The sequence below is a fragment of the Agrococcus sp. ARC_14 genome (genome assembly GCF_022436485.1).
In the GTDB taxonomy this organism is placed as follows: Bacteria; Actinomycetota; Actinomycetes; order Actinomycetales; family Microbacteriaceae; genus Agrococcus.
Map to the genome: position 1 here is coordinate 383,270 of NZ_JAKUDO010000002.1, position 20,639 is coordinate 403,908.

At 71.2% G+C, this 20,639-nt stretch carries 16 protein-coding genes; 12 read left to right on the top strand and 4 right to left on the bottom strand.

Annotated elements, in window-relative coordinates:
- Positions 1-8 precede the first annotated feature (8 nt).
- Complete coding sequence (gene sucC / locus MKD51_RS15130) at positions 9-1,175, top strand: ADP-forming succinate--CoA ligase subunit beta (protein ID WP_240241309.1); 1,167 nt, start codon at positions 9-11, stop codon at positions 1,173-1,175.
- Positions 1,176-1,186: 11 nt separating this feature from the next.
- Positions 1,187-2,086 carry a succinate--CoA ligase subunit alpha gene (gene sucD / locus MKD51_RS15135; RefSeq protein ID WP_240241310.1) on the top strand — a complete coding sequence of 300 codons (900 nt, stop codon included), beginning with the start codon at positions 1,187-1,189 and terminating at the stop codon, positions 2,084-2,086.
- Positions 2,087-2,147: 61 nt separating this feature from the next.
- On the opposite strand, the gene MKD51_RS15140 is transcribed toward sucD, so the two are convergent.
- Entirely contained in the window at positions 2,148-3,071 is a 924-nt protein-coding gene (locus tag MKD51_RS15140; RefSeq protein WP_240241311.1) for an NADP-dependent oxidoreductase, read from the bottom strand.
- Positions 3,072-3,143: 72 nt separating this feature from the next.
- On the opposite strand from MKD51_RS15140, the gene MKD51_RS15145 reads away from it, so the two are divergent.
- Positions 3,144-3,956 (top strand): hydrolase, encoded by an 813-nt coding sequence (locus MKD51_RS15145; RefSeq protein WP_240241312.1) that lies wholly within the window; start codon positions 3,144-3,146, stop codon positions 3,954-3,956.
- Positions 3,957-4,015: 59 nt separating this feature from the next.
- Positions 4,016-4,870 (top strand): DUF559 domain-containing protein, encoded by an 855-nt coding sequence (locus MKD51_RS15150; protein ID WP_240241313.1) that lies wholly within the window; start codon positions 4,016-4,018, stop codon positions 4,868-4,870.
- A gap of 97 nt (positions 4,871-4,967) precedes the next feature.
- Here MKD51_RS15150 and MKD51_RS15155 read toward each other — a convergent pair whose 3' ends face one another.
- Positions 4,968-7,187, bottom strand: a complete 2,220-nt coding sequence (locus tag MKD51_RS15155; RefSeq protein WP_240241314.1) for an NADP-dependent isocitrate dehydrogenase — start codon at positions 7,185-7,187, stop codon at positions 4,968-4,970.
- 152 nt (positions 7,188-7,339) lie between these two features.
- Between MKD51_RS15155 and MKD51_RS15160 the strand changes: the two genes are divergently transcribed.
- The 6 genes from MKD51_RS15160 (at position 7,340) to MKD51_RS15185 (ending at position 16,332) form a co-directional block, all read left to right on the top strand.
- Complete coding sequence (locus tag MKD51_RS15160) at positions 7,340-8,911, top strand: DUF6350 family protein (protein ID WP_240241315.1); 1,572 nt, start codon at positions 7,340-7,342, stop codon at positions 8,909-8,911.
- Positions 8,912-8,921: 10 nt separating this feature from the next.
- Positions 8,922-9,533, top strand: coding sequence for a phosphoribosylglycinamide formyltransferase (gene purN, locus MKD51_RS15165; RefSeq protein ID WP_240241316.1), 612 nt, complete (start codon positions 8,922-8,924; stop codon positions 9,531-9,533).
- Positions 9,534-9,543: 10 nt separating this feature from the next.
- Entirely contained in the window at positions 9,544-11,409 is a 1,866-nt protein-coding gene (locus MKD51_RS15170) for a bifunctional phosphoribosylaminoimidazolecarboxamide formyltransferase/inosine monophosphate cyclohydrolase (protein ID WP_240241317.1), read from the top strand.
- A 316-nt stretch (positions 11,410-11,725) separates the two neighbouring features.
- On the top strand, positions 11,726-12,292 hold the full coding sequence (locus MKD51_RS15175; protein ID WP_240241318.1) for an adenylate kinase: 567 nt from the start codon (positions 11,726-11,728) through the stop codon (positions 12,290-12,292).
- Between the two features lie 420 nt (positions 12,293-12,712).
- Entirely contained in the window at positions 12,713-14,527 is a 1,815-nt protein-coding gene (locus MKD51_RS15180; protein WP_240241342.1) for an ABC transporter ATP-binding protein, read from the top strand.
- Positions 14,524-16,332, top strand: a complete 1,809-nt coding sequence (locus MKD51_RS15185) for an ABC transporter ATP-binding protein (protein WP_240241319.1) — start codon at positions 14,524-14,526, stop codon at positions 16,330-16,332. The genes MKD51_RS15180 and MKD51_RS15185 overlap by 4 nt, the downstream gene beginning before the upstream one ends.
- A 111-nt stretch (positions 16,333-16,443) precedes the next feature.
- On the opposite strand, the gene MKD51_RS15190 is transcribed toward MKD51_RS15185, so the two are convergent.
- Positions 16,444-16,890 (bottom strand): GNAT family N-acetyltransferase, encoded by a 447-nt coding sequence (locus tag MKD51_RS15190; protein ID WP_240241320.1) that lies wholly within the window; start codon positions 16,888-16,890, stop codon positions 16,444-16,446.
- A 58-nt stretch (positions 16,891-16,948) separates the two neighbouring features.
- Positions 16,949-17,893 (bottom strand): hexose kinase, encoded by a 945-nt coding sequence (locus tag MKD51_RS15195; RefSeq protein WP_240241321.1) that lies wholly within the window; start codon positions 17,891-17,893, stop codon positions 16,949-16,951.
- A gap of 143 nt (positions 17,894-18,036) precedes the next feature.
- Between MKD51_RS15195 and MKD51_RS15200 the strand changes: the two genes are divergently transcribed.
- A complete protein-coding gene (locus tag MKD51_RS15200; protein WP_240241322.1) occupies positions 18,037-19,218 on the top strand; it encodes an ROK family transcriptional regulator in 1,182 nt (393 codons plus the stop codon).
- Positions 19,219-19,270: 52 nt separating this feature from the next.
- On the top strand, positions 19,271-20,545 hold the full coding sequence (locus MKD51_RS15205) for an extracellular solute-binding protein (protein WP_240241323.1): 1,275 nt from the start codon (positions 19,271-19,273) through the stop codon (positions 20,543-20,545).
- Positions 20,546-20,639 lie beyond the last annotated feature (94 nt).

The window sequence follows — 20,639 nt, forward strand, 5'->3', positions numbered from 1 at the left end:
GATGACGCGTGGATCTCTACGAGTACCAGGCAAGAGACCTGTTCGAGCAGCACGGGGTTCCTGTGCTGCGCGGCATCACGGCCGACACCCCCGAGCAGGCCGAGGCAGCAGCCACGGAGCTCGGCGGCGGAGTCGTCGTCGTGAAGGCACAGGTCAAGACCGGCGGGCGTGGCAAGGCAGGCGGCGTGAAGCTGGCCAAGAGCCCCGCGGAGGCGAAGGATGCAGCGGAAGCCATCCTCGGCCTCGACATCAAGGGGCACACGGTGCAGCGCGTGATGGTGGCAGAGGGCGCAGCCATCAAGGAGGAGTACTACTTCTCTGTGCTGCTGGACCGCGCGAACCGCTCGTACCTCGCCATGTGCTCGTTCGAGGGCGGCATGGAGATCGAGCAGCTGGCCGAGGAGCGACCCGAGGCGCTCGCGAAGATCGAGGTCGACCCCGCCGTCGGCATCGACGCCGCGAAGGCCGAGGAGATCGTGCGTGCCGGGAAGTTCCCCGAGGAGCTGGTCGCCAAGGTCGCTCCGGTCATCGTGAAGCTCTACGACGTCTTCGTCAAGGAGGACGCCACGCTGGTCGAGGTGAACCCGCTCGTGCTCACCGAGGGCGGCGACATCATCGCGCTCGACGGCAAGATCTCGCTCGATGAGAACGCCGACTTCCGCCAGGCGGGTCACGCGGCGCTCGAGGACAAGGCGGCTGCCGACCCGCTCGAGGCGAAGGCCAAGGAGTCGGACCTCAACTACGTGAAGCTCGATGGCCAGGTCGGCATCATCGGCAACGGCGCGGGGCTGGTCATGTCGACGCTCGACGTGGTCGCCTACGCGGGCGAGCGTCACGGCGGCGTGAAGCCGGCCAACTTCCTGGACATCGGTGGCGGCGCATCCGCGCAGGTCATGGCTGCCGGCCTCGACGTCATCCTGAACGACGCAGACGTCAAGAGCGTCTTCGTCAACGTCTTCGGCGGCATCACGGCGTGCGACGAGGTCGCCCGCGGCATCGTGCAGGCACTCGAGATCCTCGGCGACGCGGCGACCAAGCCGCTCGTCGTGCGCCTCGACGGCAACAACGTCGAGGAGGGTCGCAAGATCCTCGCCGACGCCGCGCACCCGCTGGTGACGGTCGTGGACACGATGGATGAGGCAGCCGACAAGGCCGCCGAGCTGGCTGCGGCGTAAGGGAGCAAGAGATGTCGATCTACCTCAACAAGGACAACAAGGTCATCGTCCAGGGCATCACCGGCGGCGAGGGCTCGAAGCACACCGCCCGCATGCTCGCGGCCGGCACCCAGGTCGTCGGCGGCGTGAACGCGCGCAAGGCCGGCACGACCGTCTCGCACGTCGCGCAGGACGGCTCGCAGGTCGAGCTGCCCGTCTTCGGCTCGGTCGCCGAGGCCATGGCCGAGACCGGCGCCGACACCTCGATCGTGTTCGTGCCGCCGGCCTTCGCCAAGGACGCCGTCATCGAGGCCGTCGACGCGGGCATCGGCCTGCTCGTGGTCATCACCGAGGGCATCCCCGTGCAGGACTCCGCCGAGTTCTGGGCGCACGCCAAGGCCAAGGGCACCACGCGCATCATCGGCCCGAACTGCCCCGGCATCATCACGCCGGAGGAGTCGCTCGTCGGCATCACGCCCGCGAACATCACCGGCAAGGGCCCCATCGGCCTGGTGTCGAAGTCGGGCACGCTGACCTACCAGATGATGTTCGAGCTGCGCGACATCGGCTTCTCGACCGCCATCGGCATCGGCGGCGACCCGGTCATCGGCACGACGCACATCGACGCGCTCGAGGCCTTCGAGGCCGACCCGGAGACCAAGGCGATCGTCATGATCGGCGAGATCGGCGGCGACGCCGAGGAGCGCGCTGCGGACTTCATCAAGGCCAACGTGACGAAGCCGGTCGTCGGCTACGTCGCTGGCTTCACCGCTCCCGAGGGCAAGACCATGGGCCACGCAGGCGCCATCGTCTCGGGCTCGTCGGGCACGGCGGAGGCGAAGCAGGTGGCCCTCGAGGCCGCCGGCGTCAAGGTCGGCAAGACGCCGACCGAGACCGCTCGCCTGATGCGGGAGATCATCGAGTCGCTCTGACGCGACCAGCGAGAATGCCCCCGGCGATCGCCGGGGGCATTCGTCGTCCTGCCGGGTTGCGCTAGGCGCTGATCTCGATCACGATCTTGCCGGCGGTGTGGCCGGTCATGCTGCGCTCGAAGGCGCCTGCGACGTCATCGAGCGGATGCACTGCGTCGATGGGCACCGTCAGGTCGCCGTCGTCGGCGAGGCGCGCGAGCACCGCCAGGTCGGCGCTGCTGGGGCGAGCCCAGAGCGAGAGGCCGCCGTGCTCGGCGACCGAGCCGTCGGCGATGGAGCCGAGCCTGCCGCCCTCGCGGAGCAGTGCCTTCGCCTGCCCGAGCACGCCGCCGACCAGGTCGAGCGAGACGTCGACGCCCTCTGGCGCGAGCGCTCGCACACGCTCGACCAGACCGTCGCCGTAGGCGACCGGCTCGGCGCCGAGCTCGCGCAGCCGCTCGTGATTGCCTTCGCCGGCGGTGCCGATGACGCGCGCGCCGCGTGCGATGGCGATCTGCACGGCGAGCGAGCCGACCCCGCCGCCGGCGTTGTGGATGAGCACGGTCTCGCCCTCGGCGACCTCCAGGCGATCGATGAGCTGGTAGGCGGTGAGGCCGGCGAGCGGCAGGCCGGCTGCCTGGTGCCAGTCCAGCGAGGCGGGCTTGCGCGCCACGGCGCGCACCGGCACCGCGACGAGCTCTGCGAAGGTGCCGCCGATCAGCGCGTCCTTGCGCGCGTAGGCCATCACCTCGTCGCCCACCTGGAACTCCGGTGTGTCGAGCCCGACGGCCTCGACGACACCCGACACATCCCACCCCGGAATGACCGGGAAGACCGCGTCGAACATGCCGTCGAGGTAGCCGGCCATGACCTTCCAGTCGACCGGGTTGACGCCGGCGGAGCGCACCCGGATGAGCACGGTCGCGGGGCCCACCTTGGGCTCTGGGACGTCGGTCACGCGGATGCGGTCGGTGCCGCCGTAGCTGTCGTAGATCGCTGCTCGCATGCCGGGGCCAACGCGGCGGGCGATGCTGCGATTCCCTTGGCGCTGGGAGGCCTGCGGGTGCAGGGTGGAGCCATGACGATCCTGTGCGCGACGTGCGGCGTGGAATCCGCCGAGCCCCTGCCAGAGACCTGCCCGATCTGCGCCGACGAGCGCCAGTGGGTGCCGCGGCACGGGCAGGTCTGGACCTCCGTCGACGTGCAGCAGCGCGACGGCATGCGCGTCGACGTGGTCGAGGATGAGCCCGGCCTCTGGGCGATCACGTCCGAGCCCGCGGTCGGCATCGGCCAGCGGGCGCTGCTGGTGCAGACCGACGGCGGCAACCTGCTCTGGGACCCGATCGGCACCATCACGGATGCCGCCGTCGAGCAGGTGCGCGAGCTCGGCGGGCTGGTGGCGGTCGCAGCCTCGCACCCGCACATGTTCGGGGTGCAGTGCGCGTGGGCGGATGCGCTCGACGCGCGCGTGCTCGTCAACCGACGCGACGCATCCTGGATCCAGCGCCAGCACGAGCGGGTCGAGCTGTGGGACCAGGAGGTCGAGCTGCTGCCCGGTGTGCGGCTGATCCGCTTCGGCGGGCACTTCCCGGGCTCGGCGATGGTGGTGTGGCAGCAGGGCAGCGACGGTGAGGGATCACTGCTCGCCGGCGACACCATCCAGCCGAAGCCAGACCGGGCGAGCCTGGGGTTCATGCGCTCGTTCCCCAACAACATCCCGATGTCGCCCGGCGTCGTGCGGCGAATCGCCGACCAGCTCGCGCCGCTGCGCTACCGGCGCATCTACGGCAACATCCCCGGGCAGCTGATCGAGGATGGCCCCGCGGCGGTCGAGCGCTCGGCGGCCCGGCACATCGCCTGGTGCCGCGGCGAGCACGACGACCTGACCTGATCCACAGGCGCGGGTGCCGCCGCCCCGGGACCGCGCGCGGTCGTGGCAGTCTCCGCGCCATGCTCGATCCGCTCCTTGTCTCGCTGGGTGTCCTCACGGCGGCCCAGCTCCTCTCTGGCGGCTGGACGAAGGCGCAGCTCGCGCGTGCTGTGCGCGAGCGCTCGCTGCAACGGCTGCGCGACGGCTGGTTCGCGCAGGACGGCGCGGATGCGGCCGTCATCGCGGCAGTGCGAGCCGGCGGCTGCCTCTCCTGCGCGAGCGCGTTGCGGGCTCGGGGCGTGTGGGTGCCGGAGGCGCTGACGGTGCGCAGTCACACTCGCTATCCCAGGCGGGCGGGCAAGCGCGGCTGCTCGCCACACGGCGGGCGACCGGCGGTCGCGCAGGCGGTGGACGAGCTGGAGATCGCGTTCCGCTGCCTGCTCAAGTGCGGAAGCGCAGAGGACGTGGTGGTCGTGGCGGATTCGCTGGTGCAGCTCAGGATGGCGACGCAGCACGAGCTGGAGCAGTGGTTGCGCGATGCACCGGTGCGCATCCAGCTGCTGGCGGACCCCTTCGATCGCGCTGAGTCGGGCACGGAGTCGATGGTCAGGGTTCGGCTGCGGCTGCTCGGCATCATGGTGCGGCCGCAGATCTCGATCTGGGAGGGCATGCGGGTCGATCTGCTGGTGGGGGACAGGCTCGTGATCGAGTGCGACAGCAAGGCATTCCACTCGGACTGGGAGCAGCAGCAGGCAGACCGAGCGCGCGACCGGCAGCTCGCCGCCCGCGGGTACCTGCCGCTGAGGCTCACCTATCGCCAGATCGTCGACGACTGGCCGAATGTCGAGCGCGACATCCTCGCGATCATCCGGCGGGGTGACCATCGCTGGCCGCGCTCGGCAGATGTGCGGCTGAGCGGGCACTCGGCTGCGTAGTGCAGGCGAGCCTGCTCTCAGCTGCACATCTGCCGAGACGACGACGGGCCCGGCCGAAGCCGGGCCCGTCGCGTGCGTCAGCGCTGGTCGGCGCGCCTCAGCGCAGCGGCGCGAGGATCGCGTTCAGCGAGGCGCTCGGGCGCATGGCGGCGTCGGCCAGGTCGGTGTCGACGCGGTAGTAGCCACCCAGGTCGACCGGGCTGCCCTGCACCGAGAGCAGCTCCTGCTCGATGGTGTTCGACTGCGAGGCCAGCTGCTCGGCGACCGGCCCGAACGTCGCGGCCAGCGCGGCGTCGTCCGTCTGCGCTGCGAGCTCCTCAGCCCAGTAGCGGGCGAGCCAGAAGTGGCTGCCGCGGTTGTCGATCTCGCCGACCTTGCGCGAGGGCGACTTGTTGTCGCCGAGGAACGAGCCGGTCGCTGCATCGAGCGTCTCGGCCAGCACGCCGGCGCGCGCATTGCCGGTCGACTCCGACAGGTGGCGCAACGACTCGGCCAGCGCCATGAACTCGCCCAGCGAGTCCCAGCGCAGGTGGTTCTCCTCGACCAGCTGCTGCACGTGCTTCGGGGCAGAGCCGCCGGCGCCCGTCTCGAACAGCCCACCGCCGCTGAGCAGCGGCACGACCGACAGCATCTTCGCGCTCGTGCCGAGCTCGAGGATGGGGAAGAGGTCGGTGTTGTAGTCGCGCAGCACGTTGCCGGTCACCGAGATGGTGTCCTCACCGCGGCGGATGCGCTCGATCGAGAGCTTGGTCGCCTCGATCGGGCTGAGGATCTGGATGTCGAGGCCCGCAGTGTCGTGCTTCGGCAGCTCCTCCTCGACCTTCTTGATGAGCTCGGCGTCGTGCGCGCGAGCCTTGTCGAGCCAGAACACCGCGGGGGTCGACGAGGCGCGAGCGCGCGTCACCGCGAGCTTGACCCAGTCGCGCACCGGCACATCCTTCGTCTGGCACGCGCGCCAGATGTCGCCGGCCTCGACGTCGTGCGAGAGCAGCACCTCGCCGGCGCCGTTCACGACCTCGACGCGGCCTGCCCGCTCGAGGCGGAAGGTCTTGTCGTGCGAGCCGTACTCCTCGGCCTTCTGCGCCATGAGGCCGACGTTGGGCACCGAGCCCATGGTGGTCGGGTCGAAGGCGCCGTTGGCCTGGCAATCCTCGATGACGACCTGGTAGATGCCCGCGTAGGAGGAGTCGGGGATCACGGCGAGCGTGTCGGCCTCTTCGCCGTCCGGGCCCCACATGTGGCCGGACTGGCGGATCATGGCCGGCATCGAGGCATCCACGATCACGTCAGAGGGCACGTGCAGGTTGGTGATGCCGCGGTCGGAGTTCACCATCGCGAGGCGGGGGCCATCGGCGATGCCGTCCTCGATCGCCTTGCGCACGCCGGCGGCGGTCGAGTCGTCGAGCTCCGAGAGGCCGGAGAGGATCGAGGCGAGGCCGTTCTCGGGCGAGAGGCCCGCCTGCTCGAGCTGCGTGCCGTACTTCTCGAAGACGGTCGGCAGGAACGCGCGCACGACGTGGCCGAAGATGATGGGGTCGGAGACCTTCATCATCGTCGCCTTGAGGTGTGCCGAGAACAGCACGTGCTCGTCTCGGGCGCGCTTGACCTGCGCGCGCAGGAACGCGTCGAGCGCCGACGCGCTCATGAAGGTCGCGTCGACGATCTCGCCGGCGAGCACAGCGAGGCCGTCCTTCAGCACGGTCGTCTCCGCGTCGGTGCCGACGAGGCGGATCTGCAGGGTGTCGTCTGCGCGGAGCGTGACCGACTGCTCGTTCGCACGGAAGTCGCCGGCGTCCATCGTGACGACGGCCGTCTTCGAATCCTCAGCCCACGCGCCCATCGAGTGCGGGTGCTTGCGGGCGTACTCCTTCACCGAGCGCGGCGCGCGGCGATCCGAGTTGCCCTCGCGCAGCACCGGGTTCACGGCGGAGCCCTTGATGGCGTCGTAGCGGGCGCGGATCTCGCGCTCCTCATCCGTCGTGACCTCATCCGGGTAGTCGGGGAGGGCGAAGCCCTGCGCCTGCAGCTCGGTGACGGCTGCCTTCAGCTGCGGCACGGATGCCGAGACGTTCGGCAGCTTGATGATGTTGGCCTCCGGCGTCTTCGCCAGCTCGCCCAGCTCTGCCAGCGCATCCGACTCCCGCTGGTCGGCGGGCAGCAGGTCGGCGAACGCCGAGACGATGCGACCTGCCAGCGAGATGTCGCGGCTCTCGACCTCCACGTCGGCCGCGGCGGCGAACGCGCTCACGATCGGCAGGAAGGAGTGCGTCGCGAGCATCGGCGCCTCGTCGGTGTACGTGTAGATGATCTTGGCCATGCGGCTCGAACCCCTCGCGGTGAAGTTGAAGAACGGCGGCCGGCAGTCGTCTCGCGGGCCGCGCCGTGCCCATCCAACCTACCGTCTAGCCAGCCCGCGTCGCGCGGCGAGGCGGCGACACAGAGGGCGGATGCCTCGGTAGGGTGCCTGCCGTGCGTCGCGTGTGGGCCGGGATCGGCCAGGCAGTCGAGTCCGCCGCCATCGCGGCGGTGGGCCTCGTGCTGTGCGCGCTCGTCTGCCTCGCCGTCTGGGGCATCGATCAGGGCTTCGGGGGCGACCCGCTGCTGCAGTGGCGCCTCGCCGCGGACGCGTGGCTCGTGGGCCACGGCGTCGACCTCGGCGTCACCCTCGGCCGCGACGCCGTCATCGCCGTCGGCCTCGAGGAGGCGGGGCGCTCGTGGGTGCTCTCGCTCGGTGCGTGGGGCATCGGCCTGATCACCTTCTGGCTGCACTGGCGCAGCGGTCGCAGGCTCGCCACGCTGCCGATCATCGACACGACCATCGCCGTGGTGCTCGGTGCCGCGGCGACCGGCACGATCGGCCTGCTCGTCGGCGTGAGCGCACAGCACGCCACGGCGGCGCCCAATCTGGCACATGCCGCCGTCTTCCCCGCGCTCGTCGCCCTCGTGGGCATGGGCGGCGCGGTGCTCGCGGTGCACAAGCACGACTGGCTCCTCGCCGCCGCTCGCACGCTCACGATCGAGGATCGCTGGCTGCGCTCGATCCGCACGGCGCTCCGGACCGGTGTCGGCAGCACGATCGCGGTGCTCGGCGTCGGTGCGCTGCTCGTCGGCGCCGGGCTGTTCCTGCGCTTCACCGAGGGCTTGCTGCTGCTCGAGTCGCTCGGGGTCACCGCGGTCGGCGTGATCGTGATGTTCCTGCTGCAGCTGGCGCTCGCCCCCGTCGCGATCGTCTGGGGCGCCACCTGGGCGATCGGGCCCGGGTTCATGATCGGTCGCGGCTCGAGCGTCTCGCCGCTCGGCACCGATCTCGGCCCGGTGCCCGCGATGCCGCTGCTGGCTGCGATCGACCCGAGCGCCCAGCCGTGGATGGCCGTCGTCGTCGTGCTGCCCGTGCTCGCCGCGGTGCTCGTCGGCGTCCTCGCGCGTCAGAGCCTGCTGGCCGGCACGCCGGGTCGACCGGTGCACTGGTGGGAGCTCGCGATCGCCGCGCTGGGCGGCGGTGTGCTCGCGGGTGCGCTGCTCGGCATCCTGGCGATGCTCTCGACGGGCGCGATCGGCCCTGGCCGCCTCTCCGTCACGGGGCCGGATGCGGTGCTGGTCGCCGCGTGGGGAGCCCTCGAGATCGGCATCGGCCTGCTGATCGGCATGCTCGCAGGCGGGCGGGGCACGGGGGCGCTCGCGGGAGGCTTCGCGGTGCCGCTGGCCGCCGAGCGAGAAGGCTCGACGCTGCGCGACTTCTTCGGCTTCGGCCGGGGTCCGGGCGAGACGGTCGACGAGGATGCCTCCATACCCTCGGAGTGGTCGGACGACCAGCCGACGGAGGCGGTCGAGCCGCTGGCGGCCGCTGAGTCGACGCCTGCGCCGAAGCCGAAGCCGAAGCCGAAGCCTGAGCCGACGCCGACGCACGGCTCGACGCCGGCCCAGGAGACCTCGCCGGTCGTCGCCGTCTCGACCGAGGATCAGACCCGCACGCAGCCGGTGGAGCCGGTCGCCGACGCGGGCGAGCAGGGCGAGGGCGAGACGGATCGCGACCCTCGGTAGGATGGAGGACGTGCTGCGCCTCGTCGTCCTCGTCTCCGGCAGCGGCACCAACTTCGCCGATCTGCTCCAGCGCACCAACGCGGGGAGCGTGCCTGCCGAGATCATCGCCGTCGGCGCCGACCGTGCGTGCGGCGGCCTCGAGGTGGCAGCCGCGGCCGGCATCCCCACCTTCGTCGAGCCCTTCGTGGCACCCCGTGAGGAGTGGTCGGCGCGCATCGCCGACCGCATCCACGCCTTCGAGCCCGACCTGGTCGTGCTCTCGGGCTTCATGCGGCTGCTCTCGGCCTCGGCGGTCTCGCGCTTCGAGCCGGCGATCCTCAACACCCATCCGGCTCACCTGCCGGAGTTCCCCGGCGCCCAGGGCGTGCGCGACGCGCTCGCGGCGGGCGTCGCGCAGACCGGTGCGAGCGTCATCATCGTCGACAGCGGCATCGACACCGGCCCGATCCTCGCTCAACAGCGCGTGCCCGTGCTGCCCGACGACACGCAGGATTCCCTCCACGACCGCATCAAGCTCGTCGAGCGCGACCTGCTGGCGAGCGTCATCACCCACATCGCCGACGGCACCATCGACCTCGCCGACCACGGGCTCGAGCATCGCCTCGACCGAACCGACAGCTAAGGACAGCACAGTGAGCGGACCCCAGCACGAGCAGAGCCTCTATCGCGATCGCGACCAGGTGCCGTTCCGGCGCGCGCTGCTCTCGGTGAGCGACAAGCGAGGCATCGTCGAGCTCGGCCGTGCCCTCGCCGCGGCGGGCGTCGAGCTGGTCTCGACCGGCTCGACGGCGAAGATGCTGGCGGATGCGGGGCTCGCCGTCACCGAGGTGGCGAGCGTCACGGGATTCCGCGAGGCGCTCGACGGCCGCGTCAAGACGCTGCACCCGGCGATCCACGCCGGCCTGCTGGCCGACCTGCGGCTCGAGCACCACGAGGCGGAGCTCGCCGAGCTCGGCATCGAGCCGTTCGAGCTCGTGGTCGTGAACCTCTACCCCTTCGTCGAGACGGTGCGCTCTGGGGCGCCGGATGCCGACATCGTCGAGCAGATCGACATCGGCGGCCCCGCCATGGTGCGCGCCTCAGCCAAGAACCACGCCAACGTCGCGATCGTGACCGACCCGCGCGTCTATCCGCTGATCGAGAAGGCGGCTGCGACCGGCCTCTCGCTCATGCAGCGTCGCGCGCTCGCCCGCGATGCGTTCGCGCACACCGCCGGCTACGACCGCGCGGTCGCGCGCTGGTTCGCAGGGGAGCCCGTCGACGAGGTCGCGGCTCCTGCGGCGACCGCTCCTGCGGCAACGGCTCCTGCTGCCCCAGCTGCCGAGGCTCCCGTGGCCCCCGCTGCTCCCACGGCTGTCGCTCCTGCCGCAGCCGCGGCGACCGACGCCGCGCCGATCGCCGAGCGGCCGGCGCTCGTCGAGCCGGGCACTGCGGCGGGTGCCGCTGCGGTGCCCGCCTCCGCACCCGCACAGGCGAGCGGCCCGGCCGCGTCGGCCGACGCATCCGCCACCGACGCATCCGCCCCCGACACCTCGAGCGCGAGCGGCCTGCTGCGAGCCGTCGGCGCTGCGACCCTCGTGCAGGGCCTGCGCTACGGAGAGAACAGCCACCAGCAGGCCGGGCTGTTCGGGCTGGCGGGCGGCCGCGGCATCACGCAGGCCGAGCTGCTGCACGGCAAGCCGATGTCGTTCAACAACTACGTCGACGCCGATGCCGCCCTGCGCGCCGCCTTCGACTTCACCGAGCCCGCCGTCGCGATCATCAAGCACGCGAACCCGTGCGGGATCGCGATCGCCGCGCCGGGCGCAGCCGACCCCATCGCATCGGCGCACGAGCGCGCGCACGCATGCGACCCGGTGTCGGCCTTCGGCGGCGTGATCGCCGCGAATCGCACCGTGACGCGCGCGATGGCCGAGACCGTGAAGGAGATCTTCACCGAGGTCGTCGTCGCGCCCGACTTCGAGCCCGAGGCGCTCGAGCTGCTCACGGCCAAGAAGAGCATCCGGCTGCTGCGGCTGCCCGAGGGCTACGCGCGCGAGGGCTCCGAGCTGCGCCAGGTCTCCGGCGGCGTGCTCGTGCAGCAGCCCGACACCTTCGAGGGCTTCTCGTCGCACACCTGGCGGCGCGTCTCGGGCTCGCACGTGTCGGATGCGGTGCTGACCGACCTCGAGTTCGCGTGGCGCGCGGTGCGCTCGGTGAAGTCGAACGCCATCCTGCTCGCTGCGGGCGGCGCCTCCGTGGGTGTCGGCATGGGGCAGGTCAACCGCGTCGACTCGTGCGCGCTCGCGGTCTCGCGCGCGGGCGATCGCGCCGCGGGATCGGTGGCGGCGTCGGATGCGTTCTTCCCCTTCGCGGACGGCCTGCAGGTGCTGCTCGACGCGGGTGTCGTCGCCGTCGTGCAGCCGGGCGGATCGGTGCGCGACGAGGAGGTCATCGCGGCAGCGAACGCCGCGGGCATCACGATGTACTTCACGGGCGAGCGGCACTTCGCGCACTGAGCGGCCTCACGCACGCCGCGCGGGCGCGCGGCCGACACTTGAGCGGCCTCACGCACGCCGAGCGCCAGCAGGCGCCCGGCCGACTGGGGCACTTGCGCCTGACTGGGGCCGGCGCGCGGGCCCCGCTCGTGCGCAGCAGCCCCACTCGGCAGGTTGTCCCGCGCCCGGGCGCTGCCAGCTCGCGCGCTGCCGAACTCCCAGTCGGCAGGTAGTCCCGCGCCCGGGAGGTAGCCGTCCGCGACTACCTCCCGCGCGCCGGACTACCGCTGGGCGGCTGTTGGCGCGGGCCGCGAGGATGATTGGTAGCGTCGGGCGGATGAGCGCTGGCACCTTCGACGACGTGCGGCGCGCGCGCCGCGTGCTCTGCTTCGGCGCGACCGGCGCGGGCAAGTCGACCATGGCGCTCGCGCTGGGGGAGCGGCTCGGGCTGCCGGTCACGCTCGTCGACGAGCTCTGCTGGGATCCGGGCTGGACACAGGTGCCCGACGCCGAGCAGCTGCGCCGTGTGCTCCCGCGCATCCACGATGAGCAGTGGGTCTTCGACTCGCTCTGGTCCTCACACGCCGAGCACGCCTGGGATCGCATCGACGTGATCGTCGCCCTCGACTACCCGCGCGCCGTGTCGCTCGCGCGACTCATCCGCCGAACCATCCGGCGCATCCGCACCCGTGAGCTCGTCTGCAACGGCAACGTCGAGACGTTCCCCCGCGCGCTCAGCCGCGACTCGATCATCGCCTGGCACGTCCGCTCCTGGGCGTCGAAGCGCGAGCGGATGCGGGCATGGCACGCGGATGCGTCGGCCCCGCCGGTGCTGCTGCTGGGACGTCCCGCCGAGGCCGAGGCCCTGCTGCGGCAGCTGGAGGGCGCGCCACCGGCATCCTGATCGAGCGAATCTTGGTCCAGGGGCTAGACGCGGCGGCGCACGTTTGCCTACACTGAAAGGCTGTCCGCGCCACAGGGGAGCGGCCGACCCAGGAGGATGCCATGCGCACGACGACGACCACCCCGATCGCTGCCGTCGGCTTCCTCCCCGTCCGCTTCGGACGCGCCGGAGCCCGCTAGCAGCAGGGCCTCAGCCCGCCGCGAGCATCGCTCGCCCCGTCGGTGTCGGTGGCACAACCGAAGATCGACGCAGCACCACCATCTGCGAGCTACCGCTCGCTCCGCTCCACCGCTGACGCACGACGTCGGCGGCCTCGAAGGATCCCCTATGTCCTCGACGTCCAGCCCGGACCTGCCCAAGCCCGATCCGATCGCCGAGCCCGCGAAGCCGGCCGGTCACCTGCGCGCGCTCAGCCGGCTCATGCCGTACATCCGCCCGCAGCTGCCGCGCTTCCTCTTCGGCACCCTCGCAGCGCTGCTCTCGGCGCTGCTGAGCCTCGCGACGCCGATGGTGATGCGCGCGCTCGTCGACGGCCCGCTCGCCAACGCCGACGCGGCCGCCGTCTGGCCCGTCGCGCTGCTCATCCTGGTGCTGGCGCTCGGCGAGGCGTTCTTCGTCTTCATGCGCCGGTTCCTCGTGACGCTGCCCTCGACGCAGGTCGAGGCGACGATGCGCAGCGCGCTCTACCGCAAGCTGCAGGCGCTGCCCGTGGCCTTCCACGACCGCTGGCAGTCGGGCCAGCTGCTCAGCCGCGCCGTGCAGGATCTCGGCATGCTGCGGCGCTTCGCAGCCTTCGGTGCTCCGCTGCTGGTCGTGAACTCGATCACACTCGTCGTGGGCATCGTCATCCTGTTCGTCTGGAGCCCGCTGCTGGCGAGCATCTTCGTCGTGCTGTCGGCGCCGATCGCCTGGGTCGCGCTGCGCTTCGAGCAGCGCTACCACCTGGTCTCGCGCTCGGCGCAGGATCAGGCCGGCGACCTCGCGACCACCGTCGAGCAGTCGATCCACGGCATCCGCGTGCTCAAGGCATTCGGCCGCGGCCGCCACGCGCTCGAGGGATTCACGGCGCAGGCCTCGAAGCTCCGCGAGACCGAGATCGACAAGGCCCGCATGGACGGCTACCTGTGGATGTGGCTCACGATCGTGCCCTACATCTCCTACGCGGTCTGCCTGTTCGTCGGCGTCGGTCTCGCCGCCGACGGCCAGCTCTCGGTCGGCACGCTCGCCGCGTTCTTCGCGATCGCGATGGTGCTCAACTGGCCCATCGAGTCGATCGGCTTCCTGTTCGCGTTCCTCATCGACGCGTCGAACGCCTCGCGCCGCTTCCACGAGATCACCGACTCCGAGAACTCCATCGTGGACCCGGCGGCTCCCACGACGATCGCCGAGCCCAGGGGCTCGCTGGTGTTCGAGGATGTGCACTTCCGCTACCAGGACGCGCAGAGCCACGAGCGCGACCTGGTCGATGGCGCGACGCTCGAGCTGCAGCCGGGCGAGACGATGGCGCTCATCGGCATCACGGGCTCGGGCAAGACGACGCTCACGGCCCTGCCGACCCGCCTCTACGACGTCACCGGTGGCCGCGTGCTGCTCGACGGCGTCGACGTGCGCGACCTCACCCTCAAGGAGCTGCGCACGCACGTGGCGATGGCCTTCGAGGATGCGACGCTGTTCTCGGCCTCGGTGCGCGACAACGTGCTCATGGGTGCTCCGGATGCGTCTGAAGAGGCTCTGGACCGTGCCCTCGCGATCGCGCAGGCCGGGTTCGCACGCGAGCTGCCCAAGGGACTCGACACCGAGATCGGCGAGGAGGGCCTCTCGCTCTCCGGCGGCCAGCGGCAGCGCCTCGCGCTCGCCCGCGCGGTCGCCGCCGCGCCCGCGGTGCTCGTGCTCGACGACCCGCTCTCGGCGCTCGACGTCGAGACGGAGGCACTCGTCGAGGACGCGCTGCGCAGCGTGCTCGGCACCACCACCGCGCTCATCGTCGCCCACCGCCCGAGCACCGTGCAGCTCGCCGACCGCGTCGCGCTCGTGCGCGACGGCAGGATCGACGACGTCGGCACGCACTCCGAGCTGCTGGCCCGCAACGACCACTACCGCTTCGTGATCTCGAGCCTCGAGGAGACCGAGCGCGACCGCCAGTCGATCGAGGCCGTCACCGGATCGATGGAGATCGTCGACCTCAGCGATCTCGATGACTTGGATACGCAGACTTCAGAGGAGGTGTCCCGATGAGCGTCCAGGGTGTCCAGGGCGAAGACCGCTCCGACTACACCAAGGCGGAGTCGAAGCTCATCCGCGCGCGCTCGCGCCGGCTGCTCGGCTCGCTGCTGAAGCCGCACATGCGGCGGATCGTGCTGACGATGATCCTGGTGGTCATCTCGGTCGCCGCGGGCATCGCCGGCCCCATGATCATCGCCTTCGGCATCGACCACGGCCTGTCGGCGATCATCGATCAGGCCGACTGGATGCCGCTGTGGGGCGCGACGATCATCTACATCGTCGCCGCGATCGTCTCCGGCGTGCTGATGTTCCTCTACACGGTGAGCGTCGCGCGCATCAGCCAGACGGTGCTGTTCGACCTGCGCCGCAGGCTGTTCGAGCATTCGCAGCGCCTCAGCCTCGAGTTCCACGAGAACTACACCTCGGGTCGCATCATCGCGCGCCAGACGAGCGATCTCGAGTCGATCCGCGACCTGCTCGACCAGGGGCTCAACGAGCTCGTGCGGGGCATCCTGTTCATGGGCTTCACGGCCGTCGCCATGATGATCCTCGACCCGTTGTCGGGCCTCATCATCGGCGTCGCGCTCATCCCCGCGATCATCCTCACGCGGTGGTTCCAGGTGCGCTCCACGAAGCTGTTCCGCCAGACCCGCACGACGAGCGCACGCATGATCGTGCACTTCGTCGAGACCATGACGGGCATCCGCGCTGTGAAGGCGTTCCGCAAGGAGCCCGCGAACCAGAGCGAGTTCGATCAGCGCGTCGACGACTACCGCGACGCGAACTTCCGCACGATCAACATCTTCGGCATCTACGAGCCAGGCATCATGGCGATCGGCGCGATCACGCTCGCGACGCTCATCCTGGTCGGCGGTCTGCGGGTCGTCGACGGCTCGCTCGAGATCGGCGCGCTGCTGGGCATCGCGCTCTACGCGCGCAACTTCTTCCAGCCCATCCAGGGCATCGGGATGTTCTTCAACGGCTATCAGGCGGCATCCGCTGCGCTCGAGAAGATCTCCGGCGTGCTGGAGGAGGAGCCGACGGTGCGCGAGCCGCGCGAGCCTCAGGCGCTGCCCGTCTCGCGCGGCCAGATCGACTTCGACGACGTCGAGTTCTCGTACGACAACGGCAAGACGGTGCTGCCCGACTTCGCGCTGCACATCCCCTCTGGGCAGACGATCGCGCTGGTCGGCACCACGGGCGCAGGCAAGTCGACGCTCGCGAAGCTGATCTCGCGCTTCTACGACCCGACGAATGGCTCCGTGCAGCTCGACGGGGTCGACCTGCGCCAGCTGGCGAACGACGACCTGCGCCGGGCGGTGGTGATGGTGACGCAGGAGGCCTACCTCTTCTCGGGCACCGTCGCCGACAACATCGCGCTCGGCCGCCCGGGCGCGAGCCCAGACGAGATCGAGGGGGCCGCGCGGGCGGTCGGCGCGCACGAGTTCATCACGGCGCTGCCCGATGGCTATGACACCGACGTCGCCAAGCGCGGCGGCCGCGTGAGCGCGGGGCAGCGGCAGCTGCTCTCGTTCGCCCGCGCGTTCCTCGCCGACCCGCGCGTGCTCATCCTCGATGAGGCGACCGCGTCGCTCGACATCCCGTCGGAGCGGCTGGTGCAGGAGGGTCTGACGACGCTGCTGGCAGACCGCACGGCGATCATCATCGCCCACCGGCTCTCGACGGTCGCGATCGCCGACAGGGTGCTCGTGATGGAGCACGGCCGCATCATCGAGGACGGCAGCCCCGAAGAGCTCATCGCACAGGGTGGCAAGTTCGCCTCGCTCCACAGGGCGTGGCGGGAGTCGCTGGTCTGACAGGAGTCCCCCGTCCGACGGGGTGCTGGCCGCACGTCAGCGCATCGAGACGGCCTCGCAGCGTCTCGATGCGCGGCCACCGGCCGCCGCCCGACGAACGCGCGTCGCGCGTCAGATCGCCTTGCGCCCGATCGCCTCGCCGTACTCGTTCTCGCCCGTGACCTCGAAGCCGACGGCCTGGAAGAAGTTGCCCGGCCCGAGCTCGCCCTTCTCCCACACGGCGTAGATGCTGTCGAAGCCGAGGCGCTGTGCCTCCGCCGCGACCTGGTCGACCATGAACGTGCCGACGCCCTTGCGCTGCGCGGTGCCCGCGACGTACATGCGGAGGATGCTGGAGCGGTACTCGACGTGGTCGACCTCTGGGTCGAAGTTCGCCATCACGAACGCGACCGGCTCGTCGCCGTCAAAGATGACGCGCTGCCACGCGCTCTGCGTGTTGACGAACTCCTCGAGGCGGGCGTTGCCCGCGAGGAAGGCCTCCTGGCCTCGCTTCAGCGTCATGCCGTTGGCCGCCACGACGTTCGCGGCTGACAGCTCTTCGAGGCGCAGAGTCTCCATGCGCACACCGTACCAGCGCCCGCCCCGCCGCCACATAGGAGCGGGCTGAGGCTGCGCGTCAGCCGATCGGAGTGATGCGGATGCCTGCGGCGAGGTCTGCGGGATCGGCGATCGAGCCCGCCTGGGGCGACAGCACTGCGGCACTCGACCACGCGGTCGCACGCGCCAGCTGCTCCTCGAGCGTCGCACCCTCGGCGATCGCCTGGGCCAGGGCCGCCACGGCAGCATCGCCGGCGCCGGTGGGGTTGCCGTCGAGCACGCGGCCGATCTGCGCGTGCCAGGCACGGCCGTCCGGCTGCACCGCGAGCATGCCCTCGATGTCGAGCGAGGCGAAGACGGTGCCGGTGCCGGATGCCGCCAGCCTGCGCGCGGCGTCGAGCGGATCCGAGCCGCCCATGGCGTCGAGGAGCTCGTGCCGGTTGGGCTTGACCGCGGTGGCACCCGCCGCCATCGCCTGCCGCAGCTGCTCGCCGCCGACGTCGACGATCACGGGCTTGCCGGCCGCGGCGGCGACCTCGACGACGCTCGCGCAGAAGCCGCCGGGCGTCTGTGGCGGGAGCGAGCCGGAGGAGACGACGACGCGTGCTGCCGGCGCCTCGGCGCGCACGACCTCGAGCAGCCTGCTCCAGTCGTCCGGCGAGATCGCGCTGCCGCGCTCGTTGAGGTTGGTGGTGCCTGCCGGCGTGACGATCGCGGTGGTGCGGCGGGTCGGCGACTCGACCTCGATGAGGCGGTGCGCGATCTCGGAGCGGTCGAGGTCATGCACGAACAGCACCCGCACCGGGCCGCCGATCGGCGCGATCACGATCGCGGGCTCGTGGTGCTGATGCAGCACGCGCGCGACGTTGACGCCCTTGCCGCCAGCACGCGCGAGACCGGTCTCGACGCGGTGGCTGGTGCCGATCCGCAGCTCGTCCATCGTGTAGGTGATGTCGATCGCGGGATTCGTCGTGAGGCACAGGATCGGCGCTGCTGCGCGCGGATCGCCCGTGGCTGTGCCCATCGTGCTCCCTCCGCGCCGGCCTGCGACGATCCTCCCGCATCCGCTGGACGCGCGCGACCGCAGCGGCGTGCACGAGCCATCGTTACGGTTTCGTGACCCCAGCGGTCTTGTGGAATGTTTGTTTGGAAGGTGTACTAACAAACATGACGGGGTTGATGACGACGCAGTCGAGAGCACGGCGGGATGCGGCCATCGCATTGCCGCACGACGCGTTCGCGATGGGTGCGCGGCGACGTGCGAAGGTGCTGCCGGAGCACGCCAGGGCCCACAACCGCACCCTCGTGCTGCAGACGCTGCTCGATGCAGGGCCCAGCTCGCGTGCCGACCTCGCCAGGGCCACGATGCTCACGCGAGTCACGGTCTCCGACCTCGTCGCCGAGCTGCTGCGCGAAGGGCTGCTGGTCGAGCTCGGCCCGAGCGAGGCCGCGCGGCCCGGCAAGCCCGCGACGCTGCTCGACCTCGCCCACGAGCGCTTCGAGCTGATCGCCCTCGACCTCTCGGAGCCGCACCGGTTCCGGGGTGCGGTGGTGCGTCTCGACGGCACGGTCGCCGAGCGGCTCGAGCGCGAGATCGGCGAGGCGGTGGGGGATGCCGCCCTCGAGCACGCGATCGAGCTCGGCCGGGCGCTGGTCGCCCGCGCACAGCGCACGGTGCTCGGCATCGGCGTCGGCACCCCCGGCATCGTCGACGCGGACGGTGTCGTGCACCAGGCACCCAACCTCGGCTGGCACGAGCTGCCGATGCGCGAGCGCCTCGCGGAGGCCCTCGCGCTGCCGGTGCACGTGGCGAACGACGCGAACATCGCGCTGCTTGCCGAGCTCTCGAGCTCCGGTGCCGAGACGCTGCTCGTCGTGCGCATCGGCCTCGGTGTCGGCGCCGGCGTCGCGATCGCCGGCATGCCGGTGCGGGGCGACCGCTCTGCGGCCGGCGAGATCGGCCACGTGACCATCGGCACCGACGGCGGCCCGCGCTGCGCGTGCGGGCGCGACGGCTGCCTGGAGGCCTGGCTGTCGGCTCCGCGGCTGCGCGCCGCGATCGAGGAGGCGGGGCCCGCGGAGCGGGAGCGCGTGCTCGAGGAGGCAGGGCGTCGGCTCGGCATCGCTGTCGCGCCGATCGTCGGCGCGATCGACGTGCGCCGCATCGTCATGAGCGGGCCTGCAGATCTGGTCGCCGGCACGCTGCTCGACGCCGCGGCGACCACGCTGCGCGAGCGCACGCTCGACGAAGGCGACGGCATCGTCGTCGCGATGACCGAGCACGGCGACGACGTCGTCGTGCGGGGCGCAGCATTGCTCGTGCGCGCCGGAGAGCTCGGGGTCTCGTAGCCCCGGAACGCGCGGCGACGCCGGTCGCCGCGGCACAGGAGAGGAACCATCCATGAAGAACAAGGCGATCGCGGCGCTCGGCGTCGTGGGAGTGCTCGCCATCACGGGCTGCAGTGCCGCAGCCGGTGACGAAGAGCCCAGCGAATCGGCCGAGAGCGCAGAGCTGCGCGTCTGGCTGGTCGGTACGGACACGCCGGAGGCAGCCCGCCAGCTGCTCATCGACACCTTCGAGGCCGACCACCCCGGTTCGACCCTGGTGATCGAGGAGCAGTCCTGGGACGGACTCGTCGACCGGCTCACCACCGCGCTGTCGGGCTCCGACAGCCCTGACATCGTCGAGATCGGCAACACCCAGGCACCCGCGTTCACCACCGCGGGCGCATTCCTGGATCTGACCGAGCACGCCGAGCAGCTGCATGCCGACGACCTGCTGCCGGGCTTCATCGACATCGGCACACTCGACGGCAGCCTCTACGCCCCGCCGCTCTACTCCGGTTCGCGCCTGGTGTTCTACGACACGGCCGTGTACGAGGAGGCGGGCCTCGAGGTGCCGACCACGCTCGACGAGTACGTCTCCAACGCCGTCACGCTCGCCGAGGCGAACCCGGATGCCTCCGGGCTGTGGTGGCCCGGCCAGGACTGGTACAACGCGCTGCCCTTCGTCTGGGAGCACGGCGGCGAGATCGCAGTGCCCGAGGGCGAGGGCTGGGACGCGCAGCTCTCGAGCGACGCCTCGATCGCTGGCCTCGAGCAGGTGCAGCAGGTGATGCAGGAGGCATCCCGTGCGCCCGTCGACGGCAACGAGACCAACCCGCAGGTCGGCTACTGCGACGGCACCAGCCTGCAGATCTCGGCGCCCAGCTGGGTGCAGTGGTCGATCCTGGCACCCGCCGACGCCGAGGCGCCCGGCTGCCCGGATGCCGAGGAGACGCTCGGCGTCTACGCCATGCCCGGCATGGATGGCGGCGCGGCACAGGTCTTCGCCGGCGGCTCGAACATCGCGATCTCCGCGGGGACCGAGCACCCGGAGCTGGCCGTCGACGCGCTCTCGATCATCCTGGGCGACGAGTTCCAGACCGTCTACGGCGAGAACGGCCTCGTGCCGGCACGTGTGTCGCTCGCGAGCACGCTCGGCACCGACGCGGTCGCGGAGGCGTCCAGCGAGGCAGCCGCCAGCGCGCGCCTGACGCCTGCATCGCCTCGCTGGGCCGATGTCGAGGCGGCTGGCCTGCTGCAGGATCTGTTCGTCAACATCGCGCAGGGCGGCGACGTCCGCGCACTCGCCGAGCAGGCGGATGCCGACATCGAATCCATCCTGAACGGCTGATCCGCACCGGTCGCGGCCGACGCATCCGTGTCGGCCGCGACCGCCGTGCCATGACCGAACCCGCGGAGTGAGATCCGCCGATCGCCCCGAGGAG